The organism is Erwinia sp. E602 (assembly GCF_018141005.1).
GTDB lineage: Bacteria > Pseudomonadota > Gammaproteobacteria > Enterobacterales > Enterobacteriaceae > Erwinia.
In genome coordinates this window covers 3,769,172-3,791,473 of the sequence record NZ_CP046582.1, presented here as the reverse complement: position 1 = coordinate 3,791,473, position 22,302 = coordinate 3,769,172, and the positions used below count along the sequence as shown (strand labels likewise).

At 57.0% G+C, this 22,302-nt stretch carries 31 protein-coding genes; 18 read left to right on the top strand and 13 right to left on the bottom strand.

The window, feature by feature from the left end; translation table 11 throughout:
- Nucleotide 1 precedes the first annotated feature (1 nt).
- Nucleotides 2–751 carry a hypothetical protein gene (locus GKQ23_RS19010; protein ID WP_056233843.1) on the top strand — a complete coding sequence of 250 codons (750 nt, stop codon included), beginning with the start codon at nucleotides 2–4 and terminating at the stop codon, nucleotides 749–751.
- 8 nt (nucleotides 752–759) lie between these two features.
- Here the strand turns inward: GKQ23_RS19010 and GKQ23_RS19005 are convergent, their stop codons facing one another.
- Nucleotides 760–930, bottom strand: a complete 171-nt coding sequence (locus GKQ23_RS19005; protein WP_199177648.1) for a hypothetical protein — start codon at nucleotides 928–930, stop codon at nucleotides 760–762.
- A gap of 130 nt (nucleotides 931–1,060) precedes the next feature.
- Here GKQ23_RS19005 and GKQ23_RS19000 point away from each other — a divergent pair, with 130 nt between their 5' ends.
- Nucleotides 1,061–1,291, top strand: coding sequence for a hypothetical protein (locus GKQ23_RS19000; protein WP_056233845.1), 231 nt, complete (start codon nucleotides 1,061–1,063; stop codon nucleotides 1,289–1,291).
- 66 nt (nucleotides 1,292–1,357) lie between these two features.
- Here the strand turns inward: GKQ23_RS19000 and GKQ23_RS18995 are convergent, their stop codons facing one another.
- Complete coding sequence (locus GKQ23_RS18995) at nucleotides 1,358–1,609, bottom strand: hypothetical protein (protein WP_056233847.1); 252 nt, start codon at nucleotides 1,607–1,609, stop codon at nucleotides 1,358–1,360.
- A gap of 202 nt (nucleotides 1,610–1,811) precedes the next feature.
- The gene (locus GKQ23_RS18990) at nucleotides 1,812–2,015 is read right to left on the bottom strand and encodes a KTSC domain-containing protein (RefSeq protein ID WP_101505865.1); all 204 of its coding nucleotides are present in this window, start codon (nucleotides 2,013–2,015) and stop codon (nucleotides 1,812–1,814) included.
- A 367-nt stretch (nucleotides 2,016–2,382) separates the two neighbouring features.
- Here GKQ23_RS18990 and GKQ23_RS18985 point away from each other — a divergent pair, with 367 nt between their 5' ends.
- Nucleotides 2,383–2,577, top strand: coding sequence for a hypothetical protein (locus GKQ23_RS18985; protein WP_056233851.1), 195 nt, complete (start codon nucleotides 2,383–2,385; stop codon nucleotides 2,575–2,577).
- Between the two features lie 163 nt (nucleotides 2,578–2,740).
- Here the strand turns inward: GKQ23_RS18985 and GKQ23_RS18980 are convergent, their stop codons facing one another.
- From GKQ23_RS18980 to GKQ23_RS18955, 6 genes are all read right to left on the bottom strand, one after another.
- The gene (locus GKQ23_RS18980; RefSeq protein WP_212409158.1) at nucleotides 2,741–3,406 is read right to left on the bottom strand and encodes an ABC transporter ATP-binding protein; all 666 of its coding nucleotides are present in this window, start codon (nucleotides 3,404–3,406) and stop codon (nucleotides 2,741–2,743) included.
- Nucleotides 3,399–4,247, bottom strand: coding sequence for an ABC transporter ATP-binding protein (locus tag GKQ23_RS18975; protein WP_056233855.1), 849 nt, complete (start codon nucleotides 4,245–4,247; stop codon nucleotides 3,399–3,401). The genes GKQ23_RS18980 and GKQ23_RS18975 overlap by 8 nt, the downstream gene beginning before the upstream one ends.
- On the bottom strand, nucleotides 4,237–5,091 hold the full coding sequence (locus tag GKQ23_RS18970) for an ABC transporter permease (protein WP_212409157.1): 855 nt from the start codon (nucleotides 5,089–5,091) through the stop codon (nucleotides 4,237–4,239). The genes GKQ23_RS18975 and GKQ23_RS18970 overlap by 11 nt, the downstream gene beginning before the upstream one ends.
- Nucleotides 5,088–6,149 (bottom strand): ABC transporter permease, encoded by a 1,062-nt coding sequence (locus tag GKQ23_RS18965; RefSeq protein WP_101505864.1) that lies wholly within the window; start codon nucleotides 6,147–6,149, stop codon nucleotides 5,088–5,090. Before GKQ23_RS18965 ends, GKQ23_RS18970 begins: the two co-directional genes overlap by 4 nt.
- Nucleotides 6,149–7,717, bottom strand: coding sequence for an ABC transporter substrate-binding protein (locus tag GKQ23_RS18960; RefSeq protein WP_056233861.1), 1,569 nt, complete (start codon nucleotides 7,715–7,717; stop codon nucleotides 6,149–6,151). The genes GKQ23_RS18965 and GKQ23_RS18960 overlap by 1 nt, the downstream gene beginning before the upstream one ends.
- Nucleotides 7,718–7,852: 135 nt before the next feature.
- Entirely contained in the window at nucleotides 7,853–8,512 is a 660-nt protein-coding gene (locus GKQ23_RS18955; protein ID WP_212409156.1) for a CPBP family intramembrane glutamic endopeptidase, read from the bottom strand.
- Between the two features lie 354 nt (nucleotides 8,513–8,866).
- On the opposite strand from GKQ23_RS18955, the gene GKQ23_RS18950 reads away from it, so the two are divergent.
- Nucleotides 8,867–9,163 carry an I78 family peptidase inhibitor gene (locus GKQ23_RS18950; protein ID WP_101505863.1) on the top strand — a complete coding sequence of 99 codons (297 nt, stop codon included), beginning with the start codon at nucleotides 8,867–8,869 and terminating at the stop codon, nucleotides 9,161–9,163.
- Nucleotides 9,164–9,194: 31 nt separating this feature from the next.
- Here the strand turns inward: GKQ23_RS18950 and GKQ23_RS18945 are convergent, their stop codons facing one another.
- Nucleotides 9,195–9,728: a redoxin domain-containing protein gene (locus GKQ23_RS18945; RefSeq protein WP_212409155.1), complete on the bottom strand. Its 534-nt coding sequence runs from the start codon at nucleotides 9,726–9,728 to the stop codon at nucleotides 9,195–9,197.
- A 496-nt stretch (nucleotides 9,729–10,224) separates the two neighbouring features.
- On the opposite strand from GKQ23_RS18945, the gene cspA reads away from it, so the two are divergent.
- The 5 genes from cspA (at nucleotide 10,225) to GKQ23_RS18920 (ending at nucleotide 13,126) form a co-directional block, all read left to right on the top strand.
- Nucleotides 10,225–10,437, top strand: a complete 213-nt coding sequence (gene cspA / locus GKQ23_RS18940) for an RNA chaperone/antiterminator CspA (protein WP_056233869.1) — start codon at nucleotides 10,225–10,227, stop codon at nucleotides 10,435–10,437.
- A 166-nt stretch (nucleotides 10,438–10,603) separates the two neighbouring features.
- Nucleotides 10,604–11,797, top strand: a complete 1,194-nt coding sequence (locus GKQ23_RS18935; protein ID WP_212409154.1) for a multidrug efflux MFS transporter — start codon at nucleotides 10,604–10,606, stop codon at nucleotides 11,795–11,797.
- 219 nt (nucleotides 11,798–12,016) lie between these two features.
- Complete coding sequence (locus GKQ23_RS18930; RefSeq protein ID WP_212409153.1) at nucleotides 12,017–12,175, top strand: hypothetical protein; 159 nt, start codon at nucleotides 12,017–12,019, stop codon at nucleotides 12,173–12,175.
- A 228-nt stretch (nucleotides 12,176–12,403) separates the two neighbouring features.
- Nucleotides 12,404–12,670, top strand: coding sequence for an anti-adapter protein IraP (gene iraP / locus GKQ23_RS18925; protein WP_056233873.1), 267 nt, complete (start codon nucleotides 12,404–12,406; stop codon nucleotides 12,668–12,670).
- Nucleotides 12,671–12,820: 150 nt separating this feature from the next.
- Nucleotides 12,821–13,126 (top strand): PsiF family protein, encoded by a 306-nt coding sequence (locus tag GKQ23_RS18920; protein WP_212409152.1) that lies wholly within the window; start codon nucleotides 12,821–12,823, stop codon nucleotides 13,124–13,126.
- Nucleotides 13,127–13,249: 123 nt separating this feature from the next.
- Here GKQ23_RS18920 and proC read toward each other — a convergent pair whose 3' ends face one another.
- On the bottom strand, nucleotides 13,250–14,059 hold the full coding sequence (gene proC, locus GKQ23_RS18915; RefSeq protein WP_072166314.1) for a pyrroline-5-carboxylate reductase: 810 nt from the start codon (nucleotides 14,057–14,059) through the stop codon (nucleotides 13,250–13,252).
- 258 nt (nucleotides 14,060–14,317) lie between these two features.
- Here proC and GKQ23_RS18910 point away from each other — a divergent pair, with 258 nt between their 5' ends.
- A complete protein-coding gene (locus GKQ23_RS18910) occupies nucleotides 14,318–14,764 on the top strand; it encodes a YaiI/YqxD family protein (RefSeq protein ID WP_056233877.1) in 447 nt (148 codons plus the stop codon).
- A gap of 39 nt (nucleotides 14,765–14,803) precedes the next feature.
- Here the strand turns inward: GKQ23_RS18910 and GKQ23_RS18905 are convergent, their stop codons facing one another.
- Nucleotides 14,804–15,529: a DUF2076 domain-containing protein gene (locus tag GKQ23_RS18905; protein WP_212409151.1), complete on the bottom strand. Its 726-nt coding sequence runs from the start codon at nucleotides 15,527–15,529 to the stop codon at nucleotides 14,804–14,806.
- A gap of 300 nt (nucleotides 15,530–15,829) precedes the next feature.
- Between GKQ23_RS18905 and aroL the strand changes: the two genes are divergently transcribed.
- From aroL to ppnP, 4 genes are all read left to right on the top strand, one after another.
- Nucleotides 15,830–16,354: a shikimate kinase AroL gene (aroL, locus tag GKQ23_RS18900; RefSeq protein ID WP_056233881.1), complete on the top strand. Its 525-nt coding sequence runs from the start codon at nucleotides 15,830–15,832 to the stop codon at nucleotides 16,352–16,354.
- 166 nt (nucleotides 16,355–16,520) lie between these two features.
- Nucleotides 16,521–16,712, top strand: coding sequence for a YaiA family protein (locus GKQ23_RS18895; protein WP_056233883.1), 192 nt, complete (start codon nucleotides 16,521–16,523; stop codon nucleotides 16,710–16,712).
- Nucleotides 16,713–16,869: 157 nt separating this feature from the next.
- Nucleotides 16,870–17,655: an IclR family transcriptional regulator gene (locus tag GKQ23_RS18890; protein ID WP_212409150.1), complete on the top strand. Its 786-nt coding sequence runs from the start codon at nucleotides 16,870–16,872 to the stop codon at nucleotides 17,653–17,655.
- A gap of 298 nt (nucleotides 17,656–17,953) precedes the next feature.
- On the top strand, nucleotides 17,954–18,244 hold the full coding sequence (gene ppnP, locus GKQ23_RS18885) for a pyrimidine/purine nucleoside phosphorylase (protein ID WP_056233887.1): 291 nt from the start codon (nucleotides 17,954–17,956) through the stop codon (nucleotides 18,242–18,244).
- Nucleotides 18,245–18,308: 64 nt separating this feature from the next.
- On the opposite strand, the gene rdgC is transcribed toward ppnP, so the two are convergent.
- Nucleotides 18,309–19,220, bottom strand: a complete 912-nt coding sequence (gene rdgC / locus GKQ23_RS18880; protein ID WP_212409149.1) for a recombination-associated protein RdgC — start codon at nucleotides 19,218–19,220, stop codon at nucleotides 18,309–18,311.
- 145 nt (nucleotides 19,221–19,365) lie between these two features.
- Between rdgC and mak the strand changes: the two genes are divergently transcribed.
- The 4 genes from mak to GKQ23_RS18860 all read left to right on the top strand — a co-directional run bounded on the left by mak (nucleotide 19,366) and on the right by GKQ23_RS18860 (nucleotide 22,299).
- Nucleotides 19,366–20,271, top strand: coding sequence for a fructokinase (mak, locus tag GKQ23_RS18875; protein WP_101505860.1), 906 nt, complete (start codon nucleotides 19,366–19,368; stop codon nucleotides 20,269–20,271).
- Nucleotides 20,272–20,609: 338 nt separating this feature from the next.
- Nucleotides 20,610–21,284, top strand: coding sequence for a CsgG/HfaB family protein (locus tag GKQ23_RS18870; protein WP_212409148.1), 675 nt, complete (start codon nucleotides 20,610–20,612; stop codon nucleotides 21,282–21,284).
- Nucleotides 21,285–21,301: 17 nt separating this feature from the next.
- Entirely contained in the window at nucleotides 21,302–21,652 is a 351-nt protein-coding gene (locus tag GKQ23_RS18865) for a DUF4810 domain-containing protein (protein WP_056233894.1), read from the top strand.
- Nucleotides 21,649–22,299: a DUF799 domain-containing protein gene (locus GKQ23_RS18860; RefSeq protein ID WP_101505859.1), complete on the top strand. Its 651-nt coding sequence runs from the start codon at nucleotides 21,649–21,651 to the stop codon at nucleotides 22,297–22,299. Before GKQ23_RS18865 ends, GKQ23_RS18860 begins: the two co-directional genes overlap by 4 nt.
- The last annotated feature ends 3 nt before the right edge of the window (nucleotides 22,300–22,302 follow it).

Sequence of the window (22,302 nt, the reverse complement as noted above, 5' to 3'; positions counted from 1 at the left end):
GATGGGTACCGCAATCTTTATGGTACTGATGGTGTGTGGCTACTGGTACACCAGCCGTGACCTCTCTACCCGCTTCAAAATCAAACGCTCGTTCGGCTGGGACGTCTATTTTCTGGTGGCGCTGTACGGCTGTATCTTTGTCCTGCAGGGCGTGATGGCGACCGGGTTAATCTGGCTGCTGCTGCTGGCCTGTTCCGCGGTCTTTAATGCCATTCCGGCACTTTCTCACGGTGAGTATCACCAGTGGCAGGCCGAGTTTATGACCTGGAGCTTCCTCGGCATTCAGGCACCGGTGGTGATTATGCTGGCATTCGCGGTGACTTTTTGCCTCTATCGCTCTAACTGGTCGGGCAGCGCCCGCCTCAACGGAGAAGGCCGTAAGAAGCTGTACAAGAGGCTGTCGCGCGCTAACGGCGTTGAAGGGCTGCTGTTTCAGTGCATGGAGGAGGGAGATCTCGCGTGGATCACACTCAAGTCTAAGCGTATCTATATCGGTATGATCCATACCGCTTCTTACGAAAATGAGATCACCGCCAATCTGGTGTTGATTCCGATGCTCAGCGGCTATCGCGACAGCGAAACGCTGAATCTGCGCATCGAGCATAACTACAGCCGCTGGTATGCGGAGCACGGCATCATGCTGGATTCTCAGCCAAGGTCGGCGCTGGACTTTCGTAAGGTGATTATGCTGGAACAGATCGAGAGCCTGTCGCTGTTCGATCCCGCCAGCGCGACCGCGCTGGCGTTATAATACGGGGATTAGCGATAGACCTCGCCACACATCAGGACGGCGTCGGGGCGCCGTTTATGAATACGCGCCATCATCTCTTCGCAGGTCGCACGGGTCGGAAAAATATGTTCAGACACCGGCAACGCGTCGCAGGCATCATGTCCACATGCGCTCACCAGTAAGACGAAACCTATTAACATGGCTCACTCCTTTGACAGATGCAGTTGCTACAGAGTATAGGCGAACCGTGACAAAATCGTGTTCAAAAGAATGCGCTGGCAAATGCGACAGATTTGCTATGCTTAATCTTTGACCAAAGAGGAGGAGAAAATGAGTAGCGAATCAGATTCACCCGTTTCCAGTGACGAAGAAGTGTGCACTATCATCGGTAAGGCGGTGGTCGACCTGAGTATGACCGGGCAACCGGTTAACAAAGCGACGCTGGGTCTGAAACTGTTGGCGATGGCCGATCAGGATCACGATGACGAACGGATTTTACTCTACTGGATTGCCCGGCGGGCAATCAATCAGCCGCACAAATTTGCCGAGGCGCGTTACTAGCCTGATGCTGATCGCCGGCTGATGTTTCACCGGCACCGGTGGCCACGGGATGGCCACCGCTGAGCGTCAGCTCTGATGGCTCTCCACCACAATCTCTGCCGCGCAGGTTTCTCCCGCTTTCACCAAACGATACTCTGCCTTACCCTGATGAACATAAATGCATGCCCGTCCGGCAGGCCCACCGTCCTGTTCCTGACTGAGCGCGATGGTAATTTTTTCCGCGTATAAAGCGGGGATGTAGCCCGCCAGCGGCAGCGCCAGCAAGGGGGACAACAGTGCAGCGCGCAGTACGCTAAAAGAATCCCGACGATCCGCCATGCTAACCCTCCGAAAGCGCCGTTGAGCGCGCGTAAATTCAGCTTTGATAATAGTCAGCCGGGCCGGTAGTGTCAGCATATTATTGGGCGAAAAGTAAACATAAGGCAACGGCGAACGGCTGGCGATGAGGCCGGGAGCGCAAAAGGTCCGGCGTGCGGGCAAAGGCGGGGGGCAGAACGCCCCGCCGCTTAAAAACCATCACTTAACGTGTCGGGTAGTGATGCTTGATGTTTTGATTAAAAAACTGGCCCTTTGAGGGCGCAGCCATCAGGAAATGCCAGGCGGTAAGCGGAACGTGACAGTAGGTAAACATGTTACCGGAACAGGTTTCCACTTGCAGAATTTGCCTGTCAGCGTCATACCCGATGGACTGAATAGTGGATGATGCTACACGCTGACGTTTCATCTTAACCTCCCTTACTGTTTTGCAATGGGTGGTTAAATTTTAGCCTGCGTGACCGGTTCTGCCTTGTCGGCGATCAAGAAAACAGGGGGGGTGGCACGAAAAGTTAATCAGGGAGGGAGCGGGGAAAAAATTGCCTCGGAAAATGGAAACCCAGCAGCACTTTCCGAGGCCATGCAAATGCATAATTCGTTACAGGCAGACACTGTAACGAACTTCGGAAAGTTGTACAAGATAAATTTAGTTGTACAGATTAATTGCAGCGCCCGTCAGGACAGCGGCACTGTTGCGGTGAGAGGGAGCAAAAAGCTTCACCCGGCCCGGCCAAACTTGCTAAAGTTTAGCACTCACTGTCTTAACGGGATTTTTTATGTCGAACGAAATTGCACATCCGTCCAGCAGCCCAAAACAGGCTGCACTTCAGCTGGTGATTGAACTGGTACGCGCAGGAAAGCTCAGCCCGCTGCAGGGGGATGCCTCCAATATGATCTCGATTTACGAGCAGTTCAAAGCGCACTTTGAAGCGGACAAGCACAAACACGCGTCAGACTCCGCGATCTCCTGATATTGTGAATGCCCCGCTGACCCGGGGCTGAAACAGGCTTGTTTCTGGTGGCCCGATCGCAATGGCACCCACAGGAGCCGGGCGCTGTCATCGTAACGTCATCGTAACTCCCCCGGATCATCTGACCTGCTCCCTGCTCCGATCCCTGTATCTGAAGGGTGAATCAGCCGACAATCCGCCCGCGATCCATATGTACCGCACGATCGCACATATGATCGATCACGTCGGGATCGTGGCTGACCAGCACCATGGTCAGGTTCTCCTGCTGTTTCAGCTGATTCAGCAGGTTGAGGATCTCCGCCTGTACCGACATATCCAGCGCCGAGGTGGGTTCGTCAAGCAGCAGGATCTTCGGTTCCAGCAGCAGCGCGCGGACGATCGCCACGCGCTGGCGCTGGCCGCCGGAGAGCTGATGCGGATAGCGATCCGCCAGCGCCGTATCCAGCCCGACGTGGCTGAAGGCGCTATCGATGCGATCGTTGATGTTGTCCAATTTTAGCAGCTTAAGCGGCTCTGCCAGCGTGCGGCGCAGGCGATGGCGCGGGTGCAGCGAGGCATAGGGATCCTGGAACACCATCTGCACGTCGCGGCGAAGTTGCCCGGTGAAGGCGTTGCCGGGTAGCGCCGTATGTCCTGCCAGCCGCATCTGGCCCTGCCAGTGCGGGTTCAGTCCGGCCATCACCCACAGCAGCGACGATTTGCCGCAGCCTGAGGGGCCGACCAGGCCAAAGCACTCACCGGCAGCGATGGTCAGGCTGATATCATGCACCACGGTGCGCAGCTCGTAGCCCTGCCTGTGCGCTACGCTCAGCTGGTTTAACTCAATCATGCTGACCTCCGGCCTGCAGCGCGGCGCGGTCCAGCACCGGCAGTGGCTTACCGTGCGTGGATTTGTTCGGCCTGCACGACCATAGCGTGCGGGTGTAGGGGTGGGTAGCGTGGGGCAGATCGGCGGCCTGCAGGGTATCGAGAATATCGCCCTGGTACATTACTATCACCCGCTCACAGTGTTCGGATACCTGTTGCAGATCGTGGCTGATCAGCAGCAGCCCCATATCGCGCTGTTCCACCAGCTTGCGGATCAACGCCAGTACCTGATCGCGCATCGCGTGATCGAGCGCCGAGGTCGGCTCATCAGCGATCAAAAAGCGTGGCTCGGCGATCAGCGCCATTGCCAGCATCACCCGCTGGCCCATGCCGCCGGAGAGCTGATGCGGGTAACGCTGCATCAGCTCGGCCGGCTGCGGCAGGCCCACCGCATCCAGCATCTCGCAGACCTTCTCTCTGGTCTCCGCCCGGCTGAAGCGGCCGTGCAGCTTCAGCGGCTCGGCGACCTGCCAGCCGATGGTGCGCATCGGATTGAGGGCATATTTCGGGTCCTGCATCACCATCCCCAGCTGGCTGCCGCGCAGCTGGCTCCAGCGGCGCTCGCTCAGCGTCAGCGCATCTTCACCGGCCACGCTGAAGGTGTTGGCCCGCAGCCGTAGCGAAGGTGAAAGCAGCCCCATCAGCGCACGGGCGGTCAGCGATTTACCGGAACCGGACTCGCCGACCAGCGCCACGCGTTCGCGGCCAAGGGTGAAGCTAATATTATTCACTAACGCCGATCCGGAGGGGGCATAAATCGTCAGGCCCTCTGCCACGATCGGCGCGGTTGTATCAGTTGCCATTTCGGGTATCCAGTCGGTCACGCAGGCCGTCGCCTGTCAGGTTAAAGGCCAGGCTGGCAAACAGAATTGCGCCGCCGGGCACGGCGGCCACCCACCACTGGTCGAAAATCACCTTACTGCCTTCGGCAACCATCGAGCCCCATTCGGCGGTCGGCGGCTGGATGCCCATGCCCAGGAATCCCAGCCCGGCGGCAGCGAGAATAATGCCGCCAAGGCTCAGCGCGGCACGCACCACGGCAGTAGGCAGGCACAGCGGCAGAATATGGCCAAACATCAGGCGCAGGCCGTTAATACCCTGCATCCGTGCCGCCGCCAGATAGTCACTGCGGCGCAGCGCCAGAGTCTCGGCGCGAGCCTGGCGGGCAAAGGGGGGCCAGCTGGTGAGCGCCAGCGCCAGCGCGCCGTTCATCAGACCGGGGCCCATCATCGCCACCAGCGCCAGGGCGATCACCAGATTGGGCAGCGACAGGAAAATATCGGTAATGCGCATCAGCACCCGCTCGCTCCAGCCACCGAGATAGCCGGCGCTGATGCCGATCAGCATGCCGACCGGAATGGTCAGCACCAGGATCAGCGATACCAGCAGCAGGGTGGGCCTTGCGCCATAAATCACGCGGGATAACAGGTCGCGGCCAAAGCCGTCGGTGCCCAGCCAGTGAGCGGCGGACGGCGGCGTCAGGCGCACGGCCATCTCCTGCGCGTTAGGATCGTATGGAGCCAGCAGCGGCGCGAACAGCGCGGTCAGAATCAGCAGGCCAACCAGCGTCAGGCCGATGCCTAAGGTGATATTGCGCCGTACGGTTTGCGGCCGCAGGCGCGGTGGAACGGTTGAAGTGTGGCTCATCGGGTTCTCGGGTCGGTCAGATAGGTTAACGCATCCGCCAGCGCGTTGATGATGATAAAGCAGCCGCCAATCAGCAGCGTGGATCCGAGGATCGCCGGCGTATCTGAAGCAAACAGCGCGGTGGTCATATAGCGCCCGACGCCCGGCCAGGCGAAGACCGTTTCGGTCAGCACTGAACCTTCCAGCAACGACGCATAGGAGAGCGCCAGCACGGTAATCAGCGTGCCGCGCACGTTAGGAAAGATATGCAGCAGCAGGATGCGACCGCGGCTGGCCCCTTTGGCCCGCGCCAGCGTCACATACTCTTTGCTGCTCTCTTCCAGCATCGCGGCGCGCAGCAGGCGGGTAATGGTAGCCATCGACAGCAGCCCCAGCACCGTTACCGGCAACCACAGATGGGCGATGGCGTTGCGGAACATCTCCGCGTCGCCAGACAGCCAGCTGTCAATCAGCACCAGGCCAGTTTTCGGCTCCAGAGTGTAGATCCAGATATCGTCCAGCCTTCCCGGCCCGGCCGACCAGTGCAGCACCGCATAGAACAGCAGCAGCCCGAGCAGCCCGAGCCAGAACACCGGCACCGAATAGCCAAGCAGGGAAATCAGCCTGGCGACGTTATCCAGCACGCTGCCCGGTTTCCAGGCGGCGGCCAGCGCCAGCAGGATGCCAGCCACCGAGCCAAAAATCATCGCGCAGGTGGCCAGCTCAACGGTTGCCGGGAAGGTACGCAGCAGATCGCTGGCCACCGGCTGGTTGGTGATGCTGGAGATGCCCAGATCGCCGCGCAGCAGGTGGGTCAGATAGTGCCAGAACTGCATATAGACCGGCTGATCGAGGCCGAGATCGCGGCGTACCTGGGCGTAGGTGGATTCACTGGCGTGATCGCCGGCGATCTGCAGCACCGGATCCACCGGTGACAGGTGTGACAGGGCGAAGGTGAACACCAGCAGCCCGACCAGGGTAACCGCCAGTGAAATCAGCGCACCCAGCGCGCCGCTGCTGCGCCGCCAGAACAAACGGGCCCCGTCAGGGGCCCCGCGTTGGCTTGAACCACTCAGCATTACTTGGTAACCTGGCTGTAATAAACCATATCCGGGTTGATACCCTGCACGTAGCCCTGCAGATTATCGCGCAGCGCCACCAGGTTACGCGCCTGCATGCCGACCACATACGGTGAATGCTGCTGCACTTCACGCTGCATTTTCTGGTACAGCGCTACGCGCTTCGCCGGATCGGTTTCTGCGGTGGCGGCCAGCGTCTGTTTGCTCAGCTCCGGAATATGCCAGTTGGAGCGCCAGGCCAGCGTTTTGCTGCCGTCTTCCGGGTTATAGGCGAAGGCGGCCGCGTTGGTGTTCGGGTCGAAATAGTCTGCGCCCCAGGCGTTTAGCGTCGCCTCATACTGGTGCGCCTTAACCCTTGTTGCGACCTCGCTGCTGATGCCCGGCTGCACCTCAACCTTCACGCCACCTTTGGCAAAGCTGGCCTGCAGCGCCTGGGCGATGTCCAGATACGGCGGCTGGTTGCTGGTGGAGAGCTTGAAACTGACGTTGGTCAGGCCGGCTTTTTTCAGGATCGCTTTGGCTTTCTCCGGGTCATAGGTGAACGGATTATCGTTCAGCGCACCGAGGAAACCTTCCGGCAGGAACGACTGATGCACCTGGAACTGGCCCTTCAGCAGGTCGTTGGCAATGCCTTTGTAGTCAAACAGGTAGCGCGAAGCTTCCCATAGCGCCGGGTTTTTCAGCACCGGATTAGCGTCGATATTGAACTGAACGTAGTACAGCGAGGCCATCGGCACCGCCAGCGTTTTGACGCCGGCCTTATCCTTTAGCGCCGCCATCTGATCGGCACCCAGGTTACGGGCGATATCGGCATCACCCTGCTCCAGCAGCAGGCGGCGTGCGGCCGGCTCCGGCACGTTCTTAATCAGCACGTTTTTCAGCTTCGGTGCGCCGGCCGGTGAGGTCGGATTGGCGCTGAACAGCACCACTTCATGGGGGATAAACTTGCGGATCTGGTACGGGCCGCTGCCCGCAGAGTGCAGGCCCAGCCACTTGTTGCCGAAGTCGCCATTTTTCGCATTGGCCGCGACGGTCTTTTCGTCAACGATTGAGGAGACCGGGGCGGCCAGCAGGCTCAGCACATAGGTCGGGCTGACGTCGGCACTCCAGCTGATCTGCACGTGCTTATCGTCGATTTTTTTCAGTTGGGCATCAACGTTGTCTTTGGTCCAGCCGAGCTGAGTCAGAATAAACGACGGGTCGAGGTTCAGCTTTACCACGCGCGAAAGAGAGAAGATTACGTCTTCCGGGCGCAGCGGGTTGCCGGAGGCAAATCTGGCATCATCGCGCAGGGTGAAGGTCATGCTGCGGTTATCCGCACCCGGCTGCCAGCTGGTGGCCAGCGTCGGCTTGAGGTCGGTCGGGTTCTGTGGGTCAGACTGAACCAGGCGCTGATAGAGGTTAGTAAACGCCTGTACCGAGGTCAGTTCAAAACCTTCAGCCGGATCGAAGCTGCTGGCATCATCGATAGACTGAGCGATCACCAGCGTGTCAGCCGGGGTGGCAGCCGTCGCGGTAAAGGAGGCCGCCAGGGCTACCGCCATCACTGAGGGAGCTAAAAATTTCATGGTGTTTCCTTACCTTAAGATTTGTCGCGAGTGTAATTTAACCCTGCGAAATAACCATAGTAGATTATTGGCTAACGTTATGAGTAATGGTTATAAGCCAGCAAAAAGAGTTATAAACATCAGAGATGCTTTGGATTAATGGGAAAAAGCCAGCCACAGACCCGGTGCAACGCCAAGGAAATTATTGAGCATATGCAGAAAAATGGGGAGTCTGAGTCCGTTGGAAACGAAGCGAGCCGCGCACAGCAGCAGCGAGAGCAGCACCAGCGCGATCAGCGTTTGCAGATGCACATACTGGGTATGCACGGCGGCAAAAATAAGCGAACTGAGCAGCGAACAGGCCAGCCGCTGCCGAGGTGCCCACAGTAACAGCCCCTGCAGCACAAAGCCGCGGAACAGGATCTCCTCATACACCGGTGCGAGAAGGACCACCGCCAGCGAGAACAGCACCACGGTATACAGCGAGCCGGTTTGCTGCGCACCGGTCCAGCCTTCGCGCTGCAGATAGAGTGACTGTGCAGCAATCAGCGCGATTAGCATCGCGCTGAACAGCAACGCCTGGCGCAGCGTTAGCCTGCCTGAGGGGATCGGGGTGTCATAACTACGAACATACCAGCGGTAAACCGGCACCAGCGCGACAAATTCCAGCGCGCAGAGCAGCGGCATCAGCAGGCCACTGGACTGCAGATAAGTGAAATTCGGCAGCGCACCGACCAGCACGCTAATCGCATACCAGATAAACAGTGCGCCTGCACAGAGCAGGGTATGGGTGATGCGATCGCCGGGTAGGGTCATGCAGAGTTCTCTGTGCCAGGAGGCAACGATGATAACGTCTGCACGGTGGGCTGTCGATGGTGTGCCTGCATGGGAAATCATTGCGCAGGCGCACACAGGGTTAACGGACTTTTACCGCCACCAGCGTCATTAACAGGGCAAAAGCCAGAAACAGAGTCAGTTCCATACTGTTTTTCTCTTGAGGATTAGCCTTGAAATTATAACCCGCAGGTAAGGTTTTTTTGAGCGATGCGTGCGCCTTAAAAGGCAAGGGAGGCAGCAATATGAGCTGTTTTTCTTGCGGCTTACGCGATTAAATCTGTTAGTCTTCACAGTAAATCGCTGGTTATCTACGCAAAAAGAGGAGCAGAAAACATGACCATTTATGGAAAAATCGCGGTAGTCACGGCGCTGATGGCGCTGTCAGGTTGCCAGTCAGCGGGCAACAAGGGCGCGGCGTCTGCCGCCGTGGATCCTGAGCTGGATCGCTGTGGTGCGTCGCAGTATCAGCAGTATGTCGGCAAGCCGCTTTCGTCGATTAACGACGTGCGCTTCGAGGGGCCGGTGCGTGCTATCCCGCATAACTCCGCGGTCACCATGGACTTTAATCTTAATCGTCTGAACTTTATGGGCGACCAGCAGCAGAAAATTACCCGCGTCTACTGCGGTTAAGCGGCCGCTGACGGGCCTGTGCACGGGCCCGTCAGTACTGCCATTTACGCACCCACCACAGCCGTATCCATACCCCAAGGTCACTGGTCCAACCGCTGGTGGTGCTGACCGCTTCACCTTTCGCCACGATAATCATGGTAGGAGAGGCGGTGACCTGCCAGCTATCGGCCAGTTCACCGCGGCTGTCATTGACTACGGGGACGGCCAGGTGATGCCCCTGCAGGTAGCGCACTATACCGATGTCATCCCCCGAGCGGACGGCAACCGTCAGTACCCCGATGCGTTTGCCGTCAAGCCGCATCATCAGCGGCAGGCTGTCCTGGCAGGCGGCGCACCAGCGGTTCCAGAACCATACCACCAGCGGCTTTTTAGCGCTCAGCTCGGCCAGGGTCAGATCGCGTCCGTCAATCGTGTGCAGCGAGCGTGTGGCGAAATCTGCCGGCAGGATCGGGGCGCGCAGGCTATCGTGAAGTTTAATCGTTAACACGATGATTAGCAGCGGTAGCAGCAGGTATTGGCACAGCTGGCGGGCACGTTTTAAAAGTCGTCTGTTCCACTGGCTCACAAGCCGTCTCCTGATTTATTTCAACGCGATAACGGAGCGGGGCGGCCGCTGGTCGGGGGCTTATCTTAAAGGTGTGATGACGAATGGCAATCGTTCGGCGTGTAAACATTCGTATAGGTTATCCGCAGCAGGTTTCGCCGTTTCTTGTGGGGCGGATGGCGTCTTCCTGCGGATGTCAGAGCGGCTTGCCCTGTGGCGATGGCATTGGCGGTTAGCGCAGCACATTTGTCGCGCAGGATTGATTTTTTCCCCTTAAATTCAATAAGCTGACATTTAATGACTTTTTTTGTTTTATTAATGCTTGTTATCGCGATGGTGTTATGAGTAAATGTGTCCGTCGGTTTTGATACAGACCCACGTATGCGAGCAATTTTAGTAAAGCAGTCTTCAGTAAAGCGTAACGCTGACTGACCTCCTTCTTGAGTGCCTCATAGTAATCCCTGTTGACAAACCTCGTGCCCTATGCGGCTTATCTACAATATTGAAGGATAGACACATGTCTAACAAAATGACTGGTTTAGTAAAATGGTTCAACGCTGAGAAAGGTTTCGGCTTTATCTCTCCAGCTGACGGCAGCAAAGACGTGTTCGTACACTTCTCTGCAATCCAGAACCAGGGTTTCAAAACTCTGGAAGAAGGCCAGAAAGTTGAGTTCTCTATCGAGAACGGCCAGAAAGGCCCTGCAGCTGCAAACGTTACTGCGCTGTAAGTGATGCCTGCTTCGTTGTCAGCGAATCGGTTAAACCGGTTCTGTTAACAACGAAATACAAAAAACCCGCCTCTGGCGGGTTTTTTGCTTTCAGGCGCGGAAAAATATCAGGCTCGTCGTGGTACACTTTTGGCTCATAGTGAAGCCAGAAGATAAAGCCGTCACAATGGAATCCTGGAAGGTTAACCTCATCTCAGTCTGGTTCGGTTGTCTGTTTACCGGCCTGGCCATCAGTCAGATTATCCCGTTTCTGCCGCTCTACGTTGAGCAACTCGGTGTTACCGATCCCGGCGCTCTGACGCTGTGGTCCGGCCTGATTTTCAGCATTACCTTTCTTATTTCTGCGATTGTTTCACCGATGTGGGGCAGCCTTGCCGACCGTAAAGGGCGCAAGTTGATGCTGCTACGCGCCTCTTTTGGCATGGGCGCGGTGATTTTGCTGCAGGCATTCGTCACCAACGTCTGGCAGCTGCTGGCGCTGCGTGCGCTGATGGGGCTGACCTCCGGCTATATCCCTAACGCGATGGCGCTGGTGGCCTCACAGGTGCCGCGTGAGCGCAGCGGCTGGGCGCTGAGCATGGTTTCTACCGCACAGATCTGCGGGGTGATTTTGGGGCCGCTGATGGGCGGGCTGCTGGCCGACTGGGTTGGGCTGCGGGCGGTATTTCTGCTTACCTCGGGTTTGCTGCTGGTAAGCTTTATGATCACCCTTTTTCTGATTAAAGAGGGCGGGCCGCCGCGGGTCAGGAAAGAGGACAAGCTTAGTGGCGCGATGGTATTTCGCACGCTGAGCCGGCCGGGGCTGGTGATCAGCCTGTTTATGACCACCCTGGTTATCCAGCTGTGTAACGGCTCCATAAGCCCGATATTAACGCTGTTTGTGCGCGAACTGGAGCCGAACGTACAAAATATCGCCTTCCTCAGCGGCGTGGTTGCGGCGATCCCCGGCGTGTCGGCGCTGCTCTCGGCCCCCTCGCTGGGTAAACTCGGCGATCGGATTGGCGCGCAGCGCATTCTGTTTGCCTCACTGATCCTGACAATAATGCTGTTTATCGGCATGTCCTGGGTGACCAGCGCCACCCAGCTGGCGATACTGCGCTTCCTGCTGGGCTTTGCGGAAGGTGCGATGATGCCGGCGGTACAGACGCTGCTGCTGCGTTATTCCAGCGACCAGGTGACCGGGCGTATCTTTGGCTATAACCAGTCGTTTATGTATCTGGGTAACGTGGTGGGTCCATTGATGGGATCCGTGATTTCAGCCGGCGGCGGCTTCCGCTGGGTGTTTGCCGCCACCGGTCTGGTGGTGTTGGTCAATACCGTGCAGCTGATCTGGTGCTATCGGCGGCCTCAACCGCGTTAAGGCGCCGCGATCGTCATTCACCTGCGTCCCCCGGACGATGATCGACGCTGAAAATGGGTTTGAGCGCAGGGTGGCTACAGCTTTTCGTCGGTATAACCGCAGGAAAATGTTAAGTGCGGTTACCGCCGGTAAAAAGCCCGTGGAACCAGAGTAATCTGCATTGTGAGCGGCTGGAACGGCGCTTACTATCACCGCGAAATGACAAACTGAGGTTATCCCATGATTCGAATTCTTAAAGCGGTGAGTGTCGTTGCGCTGGTTGCAGCATTAAGTGGCTGCCTGTTCCCACCACCGGGCGGCGGCGGCGGCTGGGGCGGTGGTGGTCACGGCGGCGGCCATGGCGGCGGCGGGCCACGCGGTGGCTTCATGGCACCCTGATGCTTAGCTGACCGTTTAAACCGGAGCAACACAGAGGGCTCCGGTACTCATTAACAGCAATAACATCCGGGATTAAACTTTAATAATCAATAAGCGAAACGTTTCGCTTTTCATTACCCGCATTTCTCCCCTTTATGGTGCATAAGCAGCGAAAATATAATAAAAAAGGATATTCTCTTTTCATTACTTCGATGATACCGTCTTGCTTTATTATATTGAGACAGTGTTATGAAAAACCTTGTTGCAGAGCTACTGATCAGGCTGGCTGAAAAAGAAGCAGAATCGAAAGAACTGGTCGCTCAGGTTGAGGCACTGGAAATCGTGATGACCGCGCTGCTGCGCAAGCTCGATAGCGAGCATCTGCGCCAGATTAATGAGAGCGTCACCTCGGCGATGAATACTGCTTCCGTCTCCGATGCGGGTACCGATCATCCGGAAGAAGTCACCCTGTTAGAGAATTATATTCAGCGTCTGCTGACCCACCCACGTCAGTAATCCTGCCCAGCTGTCACCGAATCACCGACGGTGACAAAATAATCCCTTCTGCCACGATCTTGCCCGCATTATTCTCTTTTTTTCTCACCGAATACTTTTCACGTGCCACACTTTATGTTGGTTTAAAAACAATAAAGGGATGGGAAGGGTATGAAAACTAGCATGCTGATCTCGGCTGTACTGCTGTCGTTGCTTGCTGCCGGTAATGCTGTAGCAGCAGATAAAACGCCTCAGCAGGAAAAAATGACGGTCTGTAACAAACAGGCGGGTGAGAAAGCGCTTAAAGGTGACGATCGTAAAGCCTTTATGAGCAACTGCCTGAAGAAAGATCAAAAGATGGAGGGCATGACGCCGCAGCAGATGAAAATGAAGACCTGTAACGCGGATGCGACCCAGAAAGCCCTGAAAGGGGATGAGCGTAAAACCTTTATGAGCAGTTGCCTTAAAAAGAGTTAATGGCGGGAGGCCGCTAACGGCTTGTGTGCCTCGGGCGTTAAGCGGGTAATTCTCCTTCAGACCGGGTGCATTCTTGTGCACCCGGTTGGTTTCTGGCATGACCGCTGCGCCTGCCCGACGGTATCAGGCTTTACTCATCCGCTCGGATTTGGCCATACATTGCTGGATGGCCTCAATCACGGCGGCGCGCAGGCCTTTCTCTTCCAGCACCCTGACCGCCTCAATGGTGGTGCCGCCCGGTGAGCAGACCATATCTTTCAGCTCTCCCGGATGTTTACCGGTTTCCAGCACCATCTGTGCGGCACCTTTCACCGCCTGGGCGGCGAACTGATAGGCCTGCGCACGCGGCATACCGCCCAGCACCGCCGCATCGGCCATCGCCTCAATAAACATAAAGACGTAGGCGGGCGCAGAGCCGCTCACCCCGACCACGGCATGGATGAGATACTCCGGTACCAGCGACGCTTTACCAAATCCATTGAAAATCGCCACGATCTCATCAGCTTCTTCGCGGCTGACCAGCACGTTAGGTGTGACTGACGTCATCCCCTCATTCACCAGCGCCGGGGTATTCGGCATCACCCGCACAATTTTACGGTCATGGCCCAGCACGCCGGCCAGCGAATCCAGGGTCACGCCCGCCGCAATCGACACCACCAGTGTCTCTTTGTTCAGGCTGCCGGCAACCTCTTTGAGCACGTTGAGGATCACATTAGGCTTGACCGCACCAAACAGTATATCCGCCTGTTTCGCCACCTGTTCGGCACTTTCCGCCGGGGTAATCCCATACTGCTGCTGCATGGCCTGATTGGTGGCAGGTTTGCGGTCAAAAACCCAGATATTCTCCGCTTTTATCTGCCCACCAGCGACCAGGCCCGCAATGATTGCCTTAGACATATTGCCGCAGCCGATAAAACCAATTTTCTTGTCCACCCTGTTCTCCCTGTCTGTTCTGTCTGAAAGATGGCTAATGCCCTTTCACCTTACCGCAGCTCAGGCCGTGCTGGAACCTTCTGGCACTGGGTTTCGATTATCACCAGGCAGAACTGCCGGGTTTTGCAGCAGGCTGGCACCGGGTAAAAACGCGTCGGGCGGCGCCAGTGTTTGCTTCTCCCGAACGTATTCTCTTTGTTATTCAACCAAACGATGGGATGATCGCCAGCCTGAACGACGAGAAAACAGGAACTGACTATGCCAATCTGGGTGGATGCCGATGCGTGCCCGAAGGTGATTAAAGAGGTGCTGTACCGCGCCGCTGAGCGTGCGCAGATGACGGTTACGCTGGTGGCAAACCAGCCGCTTAGCGTACCGCCGTCGCGCTTTATACACACGCTGCGCGTAGCGGCAGGGTTTGACGTGGCGGATAATGAAATTGTTCGCCGTGCACAGGCGGGCGACCTGGTGGTGACCGCCGATATTCCGCTGGCTGCCGAAGTGATTGAGAAGGGGGCGGTGGCGCTGAATCCGCGTGGTGAACGCTACAGCCCTGCGACGATTCGCGAACGCCTGACCATGCGAGACTTCATGGATACCCTGCGCGCCAGCGGGGTGCAGACAGGAGGCCCGGCGACGCTCAACCAGCGCGACCGCCAGCAGTTTGCCAACGAACTGGATAAATGGCTGCAACAGCAGAGGTAAACAGCTCCCCTGACTCCTCCGGGGGAGCGGCGTCAGTGGTCAGACAAAACTGTCATCGTCGTCGTCATAGCCGTTATCAAAATCATCACTTCCGAAGCCGGCGAAGTCACCCGCGTTATCCTGCGGCTGGTCACTGTTCTGACTGAAGAACGACCCGTGATCGTTATTATTAAAGGTGTCCTGATCCGGATCGAAATCAGGTTCCGGCAGCGCCGGTTCGTTAATGATATTTACAATCTCTTCCGGCTGCGTATGGTGAAACATGCTGGTGAGCATCTCCGCCATCACCACACCGCCGGCCACACCGACTGCGGTCTGCAGCGCGCCGCCGAGGAAGCCTCGCCCGGCCGCGGGGGCGGCAGCGTATTGCTGTGGCTGTTGCGGCTGGGGTGGAGTCCATCCCGTTGAGGCCGGCTGCTGGGCAGGGGCGCTGCCCCAGGCCGAAGAGGCGGGCTGCTGAGCCGGCTGCGGCGCACGATTACCGCCGCCAAATAGCCCGGCGAGAAATCCGCCGCTGCTCTGTTGCGGTGCCTGCTGTTGCTGCTGCAGGCGGCTTTCAAGCTCGCTGACCCGACTGTTTAACTGCTTCATCGCCGCTTCCTGAATCAGGATCGCCTGGGCCATATAGTAGGGGGCCCCCGGCTGCTGCAGGACCCGCTGCTGAATCAGTTTTTCCGCCGCGGCGTCGCGCGGGCTGGACTGTGACTCCGCCTGTTTTAAACGGCTGAACAGGCTTTCAATCAGATGTTGCTCTTCGTTTTGCATGGTTGTTCTCCGTAAAAGGGCGATGCCTCTATTTTGATCGGACGGGGGGGAAAGTAAATTATGCTGGAGTAAGCAAATGTTGCGATATTTATCTCGATTCCATGCTGGTGTGTAATTTTTTATTTACATGTTAACCTTATAATATCTATGTAATTAAATGAGGTTCACCCTCTGTTAGCTGTAAATAAAACGTTACTACTGGTCCGCGGATAAAATGTCCGGTATTATTCGCTCCAGTTATTCACTCGTGGTGCCGGTAATGCGGCTCACGCCAGAGTCTGCCAGAGGAAGGGCCCTGTTATGTCGTTACCCGTTTATCTGATCGGCGCACGTGGCTGCGGTAAAAGCACCGTGGGCGAAGCGCTGGCATTGGCATTGGGCTATGCCTTCATCGACACCGACCGTTATCTGCAGCAGATCGGTGGGCAAACGGTAGCTGAGGTGGTGGCAGCTGAGGGCTGGTCAGGATTTCGTCGCCGTGAGACGCAGGCTCTGCAGTTGGTCACGGCAGACGCGACGGTGATTGCCACCGGCGGTGGTATGGTTCTGGCTGAAGAGAACCGCCGGTACATGCGTGACCATGGGCGGGTTATCTATTTACAGGCACCGGCAGAGGTGCTCGCCGCCAGGCTGCAGGCTTACCCGGAAGCCGCGCAGCGTCCGACGCTCACCGGGCGGCCGATCGCTGAAGAGATGAGTGAGGTGCTGGCCGCGCGGGAAGCACTCTATCTGCAAACCGCACACCATATAATTGACGCCATGCAGTCGCCAGACCGCGTGGTCGAACAAATCCTGAACGAGCTGTCACCGGCGCGCGCCAGCTAAGATCCGCAGGGTACTACACGCGGGTTGCACCCTCTTGCCCTCTTTCCGCCGCTTCCTGCCAGCAAGTCAGCGAGTTTGTCTACACTTAGGGTGAAGCCATTGACTGGTTATCACTGGGGGAGCGCCTGACGCTCCCTCGCCGACAGACTCAACAGAGGGAAGCATTATGCCTGGCAGACCACCCTATCCACGTGAAGCCTACATCGTCCCGGTGAATAAAGGGGCACCCGGCAAAACCGTGATCTGGTATGAACTGCGCGCCGATCACCCTAAGCCGGATTCACTGATCAGCGAGCACGAAACCGAGCCCGAAGCGCTGGATGCCAAAGCGCGATATGAAGATGTTTCCAAAGAGTAATTTTCCGCGGCAGGGACGCCGTGGACTCTTCCCGCACCGCTCCCATCATTCTGTTTATCCTGATATCAAAAACAATTGCTTGACCGCCTGGCAGCAAGGTCGTAGTTTGAAAATATCAAAAAACAGGAACAGAAGTTCCAGATAATGGAATATCGAAATGACTACTCTTGAGAATGCGGCCGCTGTTCTGAAATTATTCACCCGCAGAGGGCTGTCTCAGGGCCTGCAGGGGCTGACGTTTACCGAGGTCGCCAACGCGCTGGGGCTGCCAAAAAGCACCGTTTCGCGCCTGCTGTCGACCATGGAGCGCGAAGGGATGTTGGATCGCGATCCGCTGACGCGCTGTTTTTATCCCGGACAGATGCTGATCTCGGTCGCCAGTGGTTATCTGTCAACGCCGCTGGTGGATGGGGCATCGTCAGTGATGGCGCGGCTGGCGGCAGAATCCAGCTGCACCGGTTATATCTCGGTGCTGGAAGGGCGTGAAATTATCGTCATGCGCATGTTCCAGGGGCGGATGTTTATCCAGGTGGTGACGCCGCCCGGCAGCCGTTTACCGGCGGCGGAGACCTCTGTGGGGCGGGCGATACTGGCCCGTTACAGCGATGATTATGTCAGCAAGCTGTACGCGGATCACTGGCAGGTCAGCTCGCCAAATTCGCCTCAGACGCTGGAACAGCTGCTGGCCGAGCTGGCAAAAATCCGTCAGCACGGCTGGTCGCTGGCCCGTAATGAAACCCTGCAGGGGATTTGTGCGGTCGCTACCACCGTCAGCAATAAACATCGGGGAGAGACGGTTGCATTAAGCCTGGCTTTCCCCGTCGGCAGCCAGCCGGTTCCCCTGCAACCGGATCGGCTGGATGCGTTGAAAAAGGTCACGCAGCAACTGGCCGGCCAGTTTGGCGACCCGTTGTGGTCCACCGGGCACCACCCGGTATCGTAGTATCTGCGTCGCTGCCTGAATGGGGTGACGCAGCGCCTCACCAGGGCACTGGCAGTACCTTGTTGTATCGATTCATCTGCAATCGTCCCGCGCCGCCTCGATCGGGCAGGGTATCAGGCCCACAGAGGCCGAAATAAAAAAACGGAATATCCCCTGGGTTTTCAGGGGATCATTCTGCCGCTCACCCTCGCAAATCCGCCAACAAACTGCGGCATTCCTGCGCAATAACAGGTGACAGCTCCCCGAAAAAGCCTCTACACTGGCTGCTTACCTTTGTCTCTGATTTTAAGGAATTTATATGCTCAACGTTAGTGAGTATTTTGACGGTAAAGTGAAGTCGATCGGTTTTGACAGCGCCAGCACCGGTCGCGCCAGCGTCGGCGTGATGGCCGAAGGTGAATACGCCTTTGGTACCGCACAGGCGGAAGAGATGACCGTGGTCAGTGGGTCACTGAAGGTGCTGCTGCCGGGTGAAGCCGAGTGGAAACTGTATCAGCCGGGTGATGTGTTCAACGTGCCGGGCCACAGCGAGTTTCATCTGCAGGTCGCCGAGCCGTCAGCCTATCTGTGTCGCTACCTGAAAGACTGATTTTGCTGCAGGCCGGGGCATCCCGGCCTGTTGATTCAGAAGGTTCTCACCTCCTGCCGCGCCATCAGCGCTGCGCTTCCCCGCCTAAGGCTTCCACGGTATTGGCGATCAGTGCCGCCAGCTCGCCGGTCATCAGCACAAAGTCGGCATCAAAGCGTCCGGTCACGTCTTCACGATCGATATCGTCATTCTGTTCGCGCAGCGTGTCGGCGAACTTCAGACGTTTGATCGAGCCGTCGTCGGAGAGGATCAGCTGAACGCGCTCCTGCCAGTCGATGGCCAGTTTGGTAACCAGCTTACCGGCTTCAATATGGTTGGCGATCTCATCACAAACCAGATCCTGCTTTTTACAGCGGATCACGCCGCCATCCTCAAGGATCGCTTTCAGCTCGGCTTCATCCATCAGCGTAAACCCGGCCGGCAGATCGCCGGAGCGCACCCATTCGGTCAGCGTCAGCTCAATCGGGCTCTCCAGCGTCAGCGGCACCACCGGCAGTGAACCAAGACTTTTACGCAGCAGGGCGAGGGTATCTTCGGCTTTTTTGGCGCTGGCGCAGTCGATCATGATCAGATTATTGATCGTATCGATCCACAGATAAGTCTGGCTGAAGCGGCTGAAGGCGCGCGGCAGCAGGCTGTGCAGCACTTCTTCCTTCAGCGAGTCCTTCTCCGTTTTCTTCAGCTTGCGCGACTGCTCGGCTTCCAGACGGCTGATTTTAGCCTCCAGCGCCTGCTTGACCACCGGCGACGGCAGGATCTTCTCTTCCTTGCGCGCGCAGATCAGGATCTGGCCGTTGGTCACGTGGGTCAGGTCTTCGCTGCGCGGACCAATCGGGGAGACCCAGCCGGTTTTCGCCATATCCTGGCTGCCACAGGGGGTGAAAGAGAAGGCATCGAGCTGTTTTTCCATCTCATCTGCCACCAGCGGAATGTCGCGATTAAGACGATAAACCATCAAATTTTTAAACCACAGCATGCTGCATTCCCTCTCAGGGCGCGCAAAAGGCGCGCATGTTCAAAGTCAGCGCGCATGATAGCGAATCGGCGGCGGGGTTTCATTGCCTTTCCGCCTTTCGCCTTTTAAGGTAAGGGTCTCAGCGTTAATTCATAAGGACTAACCCGTGCGGATCGGTATCGATTTAGGTGGCACCAAAACAGAAGTGATCGCGTTATCTGACCAGGGGGAATCGCTGTTCCGCCATCGTGTCGCCACGCCGCGTGATGATTATCCGCAGACGCTGGCGGCCATCGTCGGGCTGGTCGAACAGGCCGAGGCGGCGACCGGCCAGCGTGGCAGCGTGGGCGTCGGTATTCCGGGGACGCTGTCACCGCTGACGCGGCGGGTGAAAAATGCCAATTCCACCTGGCTGAACGGCCAGCCGCTGGACGCCGATCTGCAGCGGCTGCTGGGTCGTGAGGTCAGAATTGCCAATGACGCTAACTGTCTTGCCGTCTCCGAGGCGGTGGACGGCGCGGCGGCGGGGCAGCAGACGGTGTTTGCGGTGATTATAGGCACCGGCTGCGGTGCCGGCGTGGCGCTGAACGGTCAGGCGCACGCGGGTGGCAACGGCAACGGTGGCGAATGGGGGCACAACCCGCTGCCGTGGATGGACGAGGATGAGTTGCGCTACCGGGCGGAGGTGCCCTGTTACTGCGGCCATGCCGGCTGTATTGAAACGTTTATTTCGGGTACCGGGTTTGCCACCGACTACCAGCGCCTGAGCGGCATCGCGCTGAGCGGTGCTGAGATTATGCAACGCCAGCAGCAGCAGGACCCGCTGGCAGAGCTGGCGTTAAGCCGTTATGAGATCCGGCTGGCGAAATCGCTGGCGCACGTGGTAAATATTCTGGATCCGGATATGATCGTGCTGGGTGGAGGCATGAGTAACGTGGAACGCCTGTACCAGACCGTTCCGGCGCTGGTCAAAAACTGGGTGTTCGGCGGTGAATTTACCACGCCGATCCGTCAGGCGGTGCACGGTGACTCCAGCGGCGTCCGTGGAGCGGCGTGGTTATGGCCGCTGTAAAGCGTTGCCGAAACAAACTAATAATATCTAAATAAAGCCTGTTCACGCGCGTGATTAACGCGCGTGAATACCTGAAGAACAAAACGGATTTTTCTTATTTAATTGCGCGCAGGAAGCCGAATTACGCTGTTTTTTTGTAAGGCGGTGGATATTCACCGTGCGACATTAAATTTATTTATTCTTTTGGCTATATTTTTTAGTTCGATATGATAATCTCTACCGCCAGCAGCAGGACTGCTATCAGAATCTCTTCACACTTTTTTGCCGAAAAGTCATTCGGCTTTGCCAGTGTATCTGGCTTAATTCGCTGTTTGGCTGACTTCTTTCAGGGATATGAAATGAACTCCAGAAATCTTATTGCTTTAACCCTATTCAGCAGCGCCGTGCTCAGCGGCTGCGCCACCGAATCCTCGCGCACCATCGAAGCACCGCAGGTGACCGCAGCCAGCCAGCCGCAATATCAGGGCGTGAAAAGTCCAATTGCCGTTGGGAAGTTCGATAACCGCTCGTCCTATATGAATGGTATCTTCTCCGACGGTGTCGATCGCCTCGGCAATCAGTCGAAAACTATTCTGATTACCCACCTGCAGCAGACCGGCCGCTTTAACGTGCTGGATCGCGCTAACCTCGAAGAACTGAAAGCCGAAGCGCAGTACAAGGGCAGCCAGCAGTCGATTAAGGGCGCCAGCTACGTCATTACCGGTGATATCACCGAATTTGGCCGTAAAGAAGTGGGCGATCAGCAGCTGTGGGGCATTCTCGGCCGTGGAAAATCCCAGGTGGCCTATGCGAAAGTGAATCTGAACGTGGTAGATGTCACCACCTCGGAAGTGGTCTATTCCGTGCAGGGCGCGGGAGAGTACAGCCTGTCTAATCGTGAAGTGATTGGCTTTGGCGGCACCGCCAGCTATGACTCCACGCTGAATGGCAAGGTGATGGATCTCGCCATCCGTGAAGCAGTAAATCATCTGGTTAATGGAATTGAGTCCGGCGCGTGGCGTCCGGCTAAATAATAAGGGATTATGACATCATGAATGGAAAAATTATCGGCGTCGCTTTGGCGGCGCTGTTAATGAGTGCCTGCGCCAAAAAAGTTGAACCGATCTATTATTGGGGAGACTACGAGCCTGCGCTTTACAGCTATTATCAGCACGACGTTTCTCCCCAGCAGCAAATTGATACGCTGAATAAAGTGCTGGAGCAGGCTAAAGCCAAAAATAAACCGGTACCTCCTGGATTACATGCGCAGCTGGGCCTGCTTTATGTTGATACCAGCCGTCCTGATTTGGCCTTTGCCCAGTTTAACGCTGAGAAAACGCAGTTCCCGGAATCCGCTGCATACATGGACTTTCTGATGCGTAATAAGGAGAAAAAGCAGTGAATAAATTACTCGCGCTGGTTGCCGTTGCGGCAGGCTTACTTCTCAGCGGCTGCGCAAAGCAGGCCCCCTATGATTACACGGCGTTTCGCGCCAGCAAACCGGCGTCGATCGTGGTGCTGCCGGTGAAAAACAGTTCGCCGGACGTGAACGCTGCCCATAGCCTGGTCTCTGTGGTCACCGGTCCGCTGGCCGAGTCCGGTTACTACGTTTTCCCTGTGGCGGTGGTGGAAAAAACCTTCGAGCAGAACGGTCTGGCAACGGCTGCCGATGCCCAGTCGGTAAGCAGCGCCAAACTGCGTGAAATCTTTAACGCCGATGCGGCGCTGTATCTCGACGTCACCGAATATGGTGCGCAATATCAGGTATTTGACAGCGTCACTGCGGTGCGTGCTAGCGCTCGCCTGGTGGACCTGCGCAGCGGCAGGCAGATCTGGTCCGGCAGCGGCTATGCCTCTGACGCGCAGAACAACAACAATAACGGCGTCATTGGCGTGCTGATTAGCGCTGCGGTCAAGCAGATCGCCAGCAATATCAGCGACAAGAGCCACGATATTGCTGTCCTTGCTGGTGCCTCGCTGTTAACGGCGAGCGGCGCCAACGGTGCCATTCTGCCGGGACCGCGTAAAAAGCCGGTTTCCACGCTGTAAGCT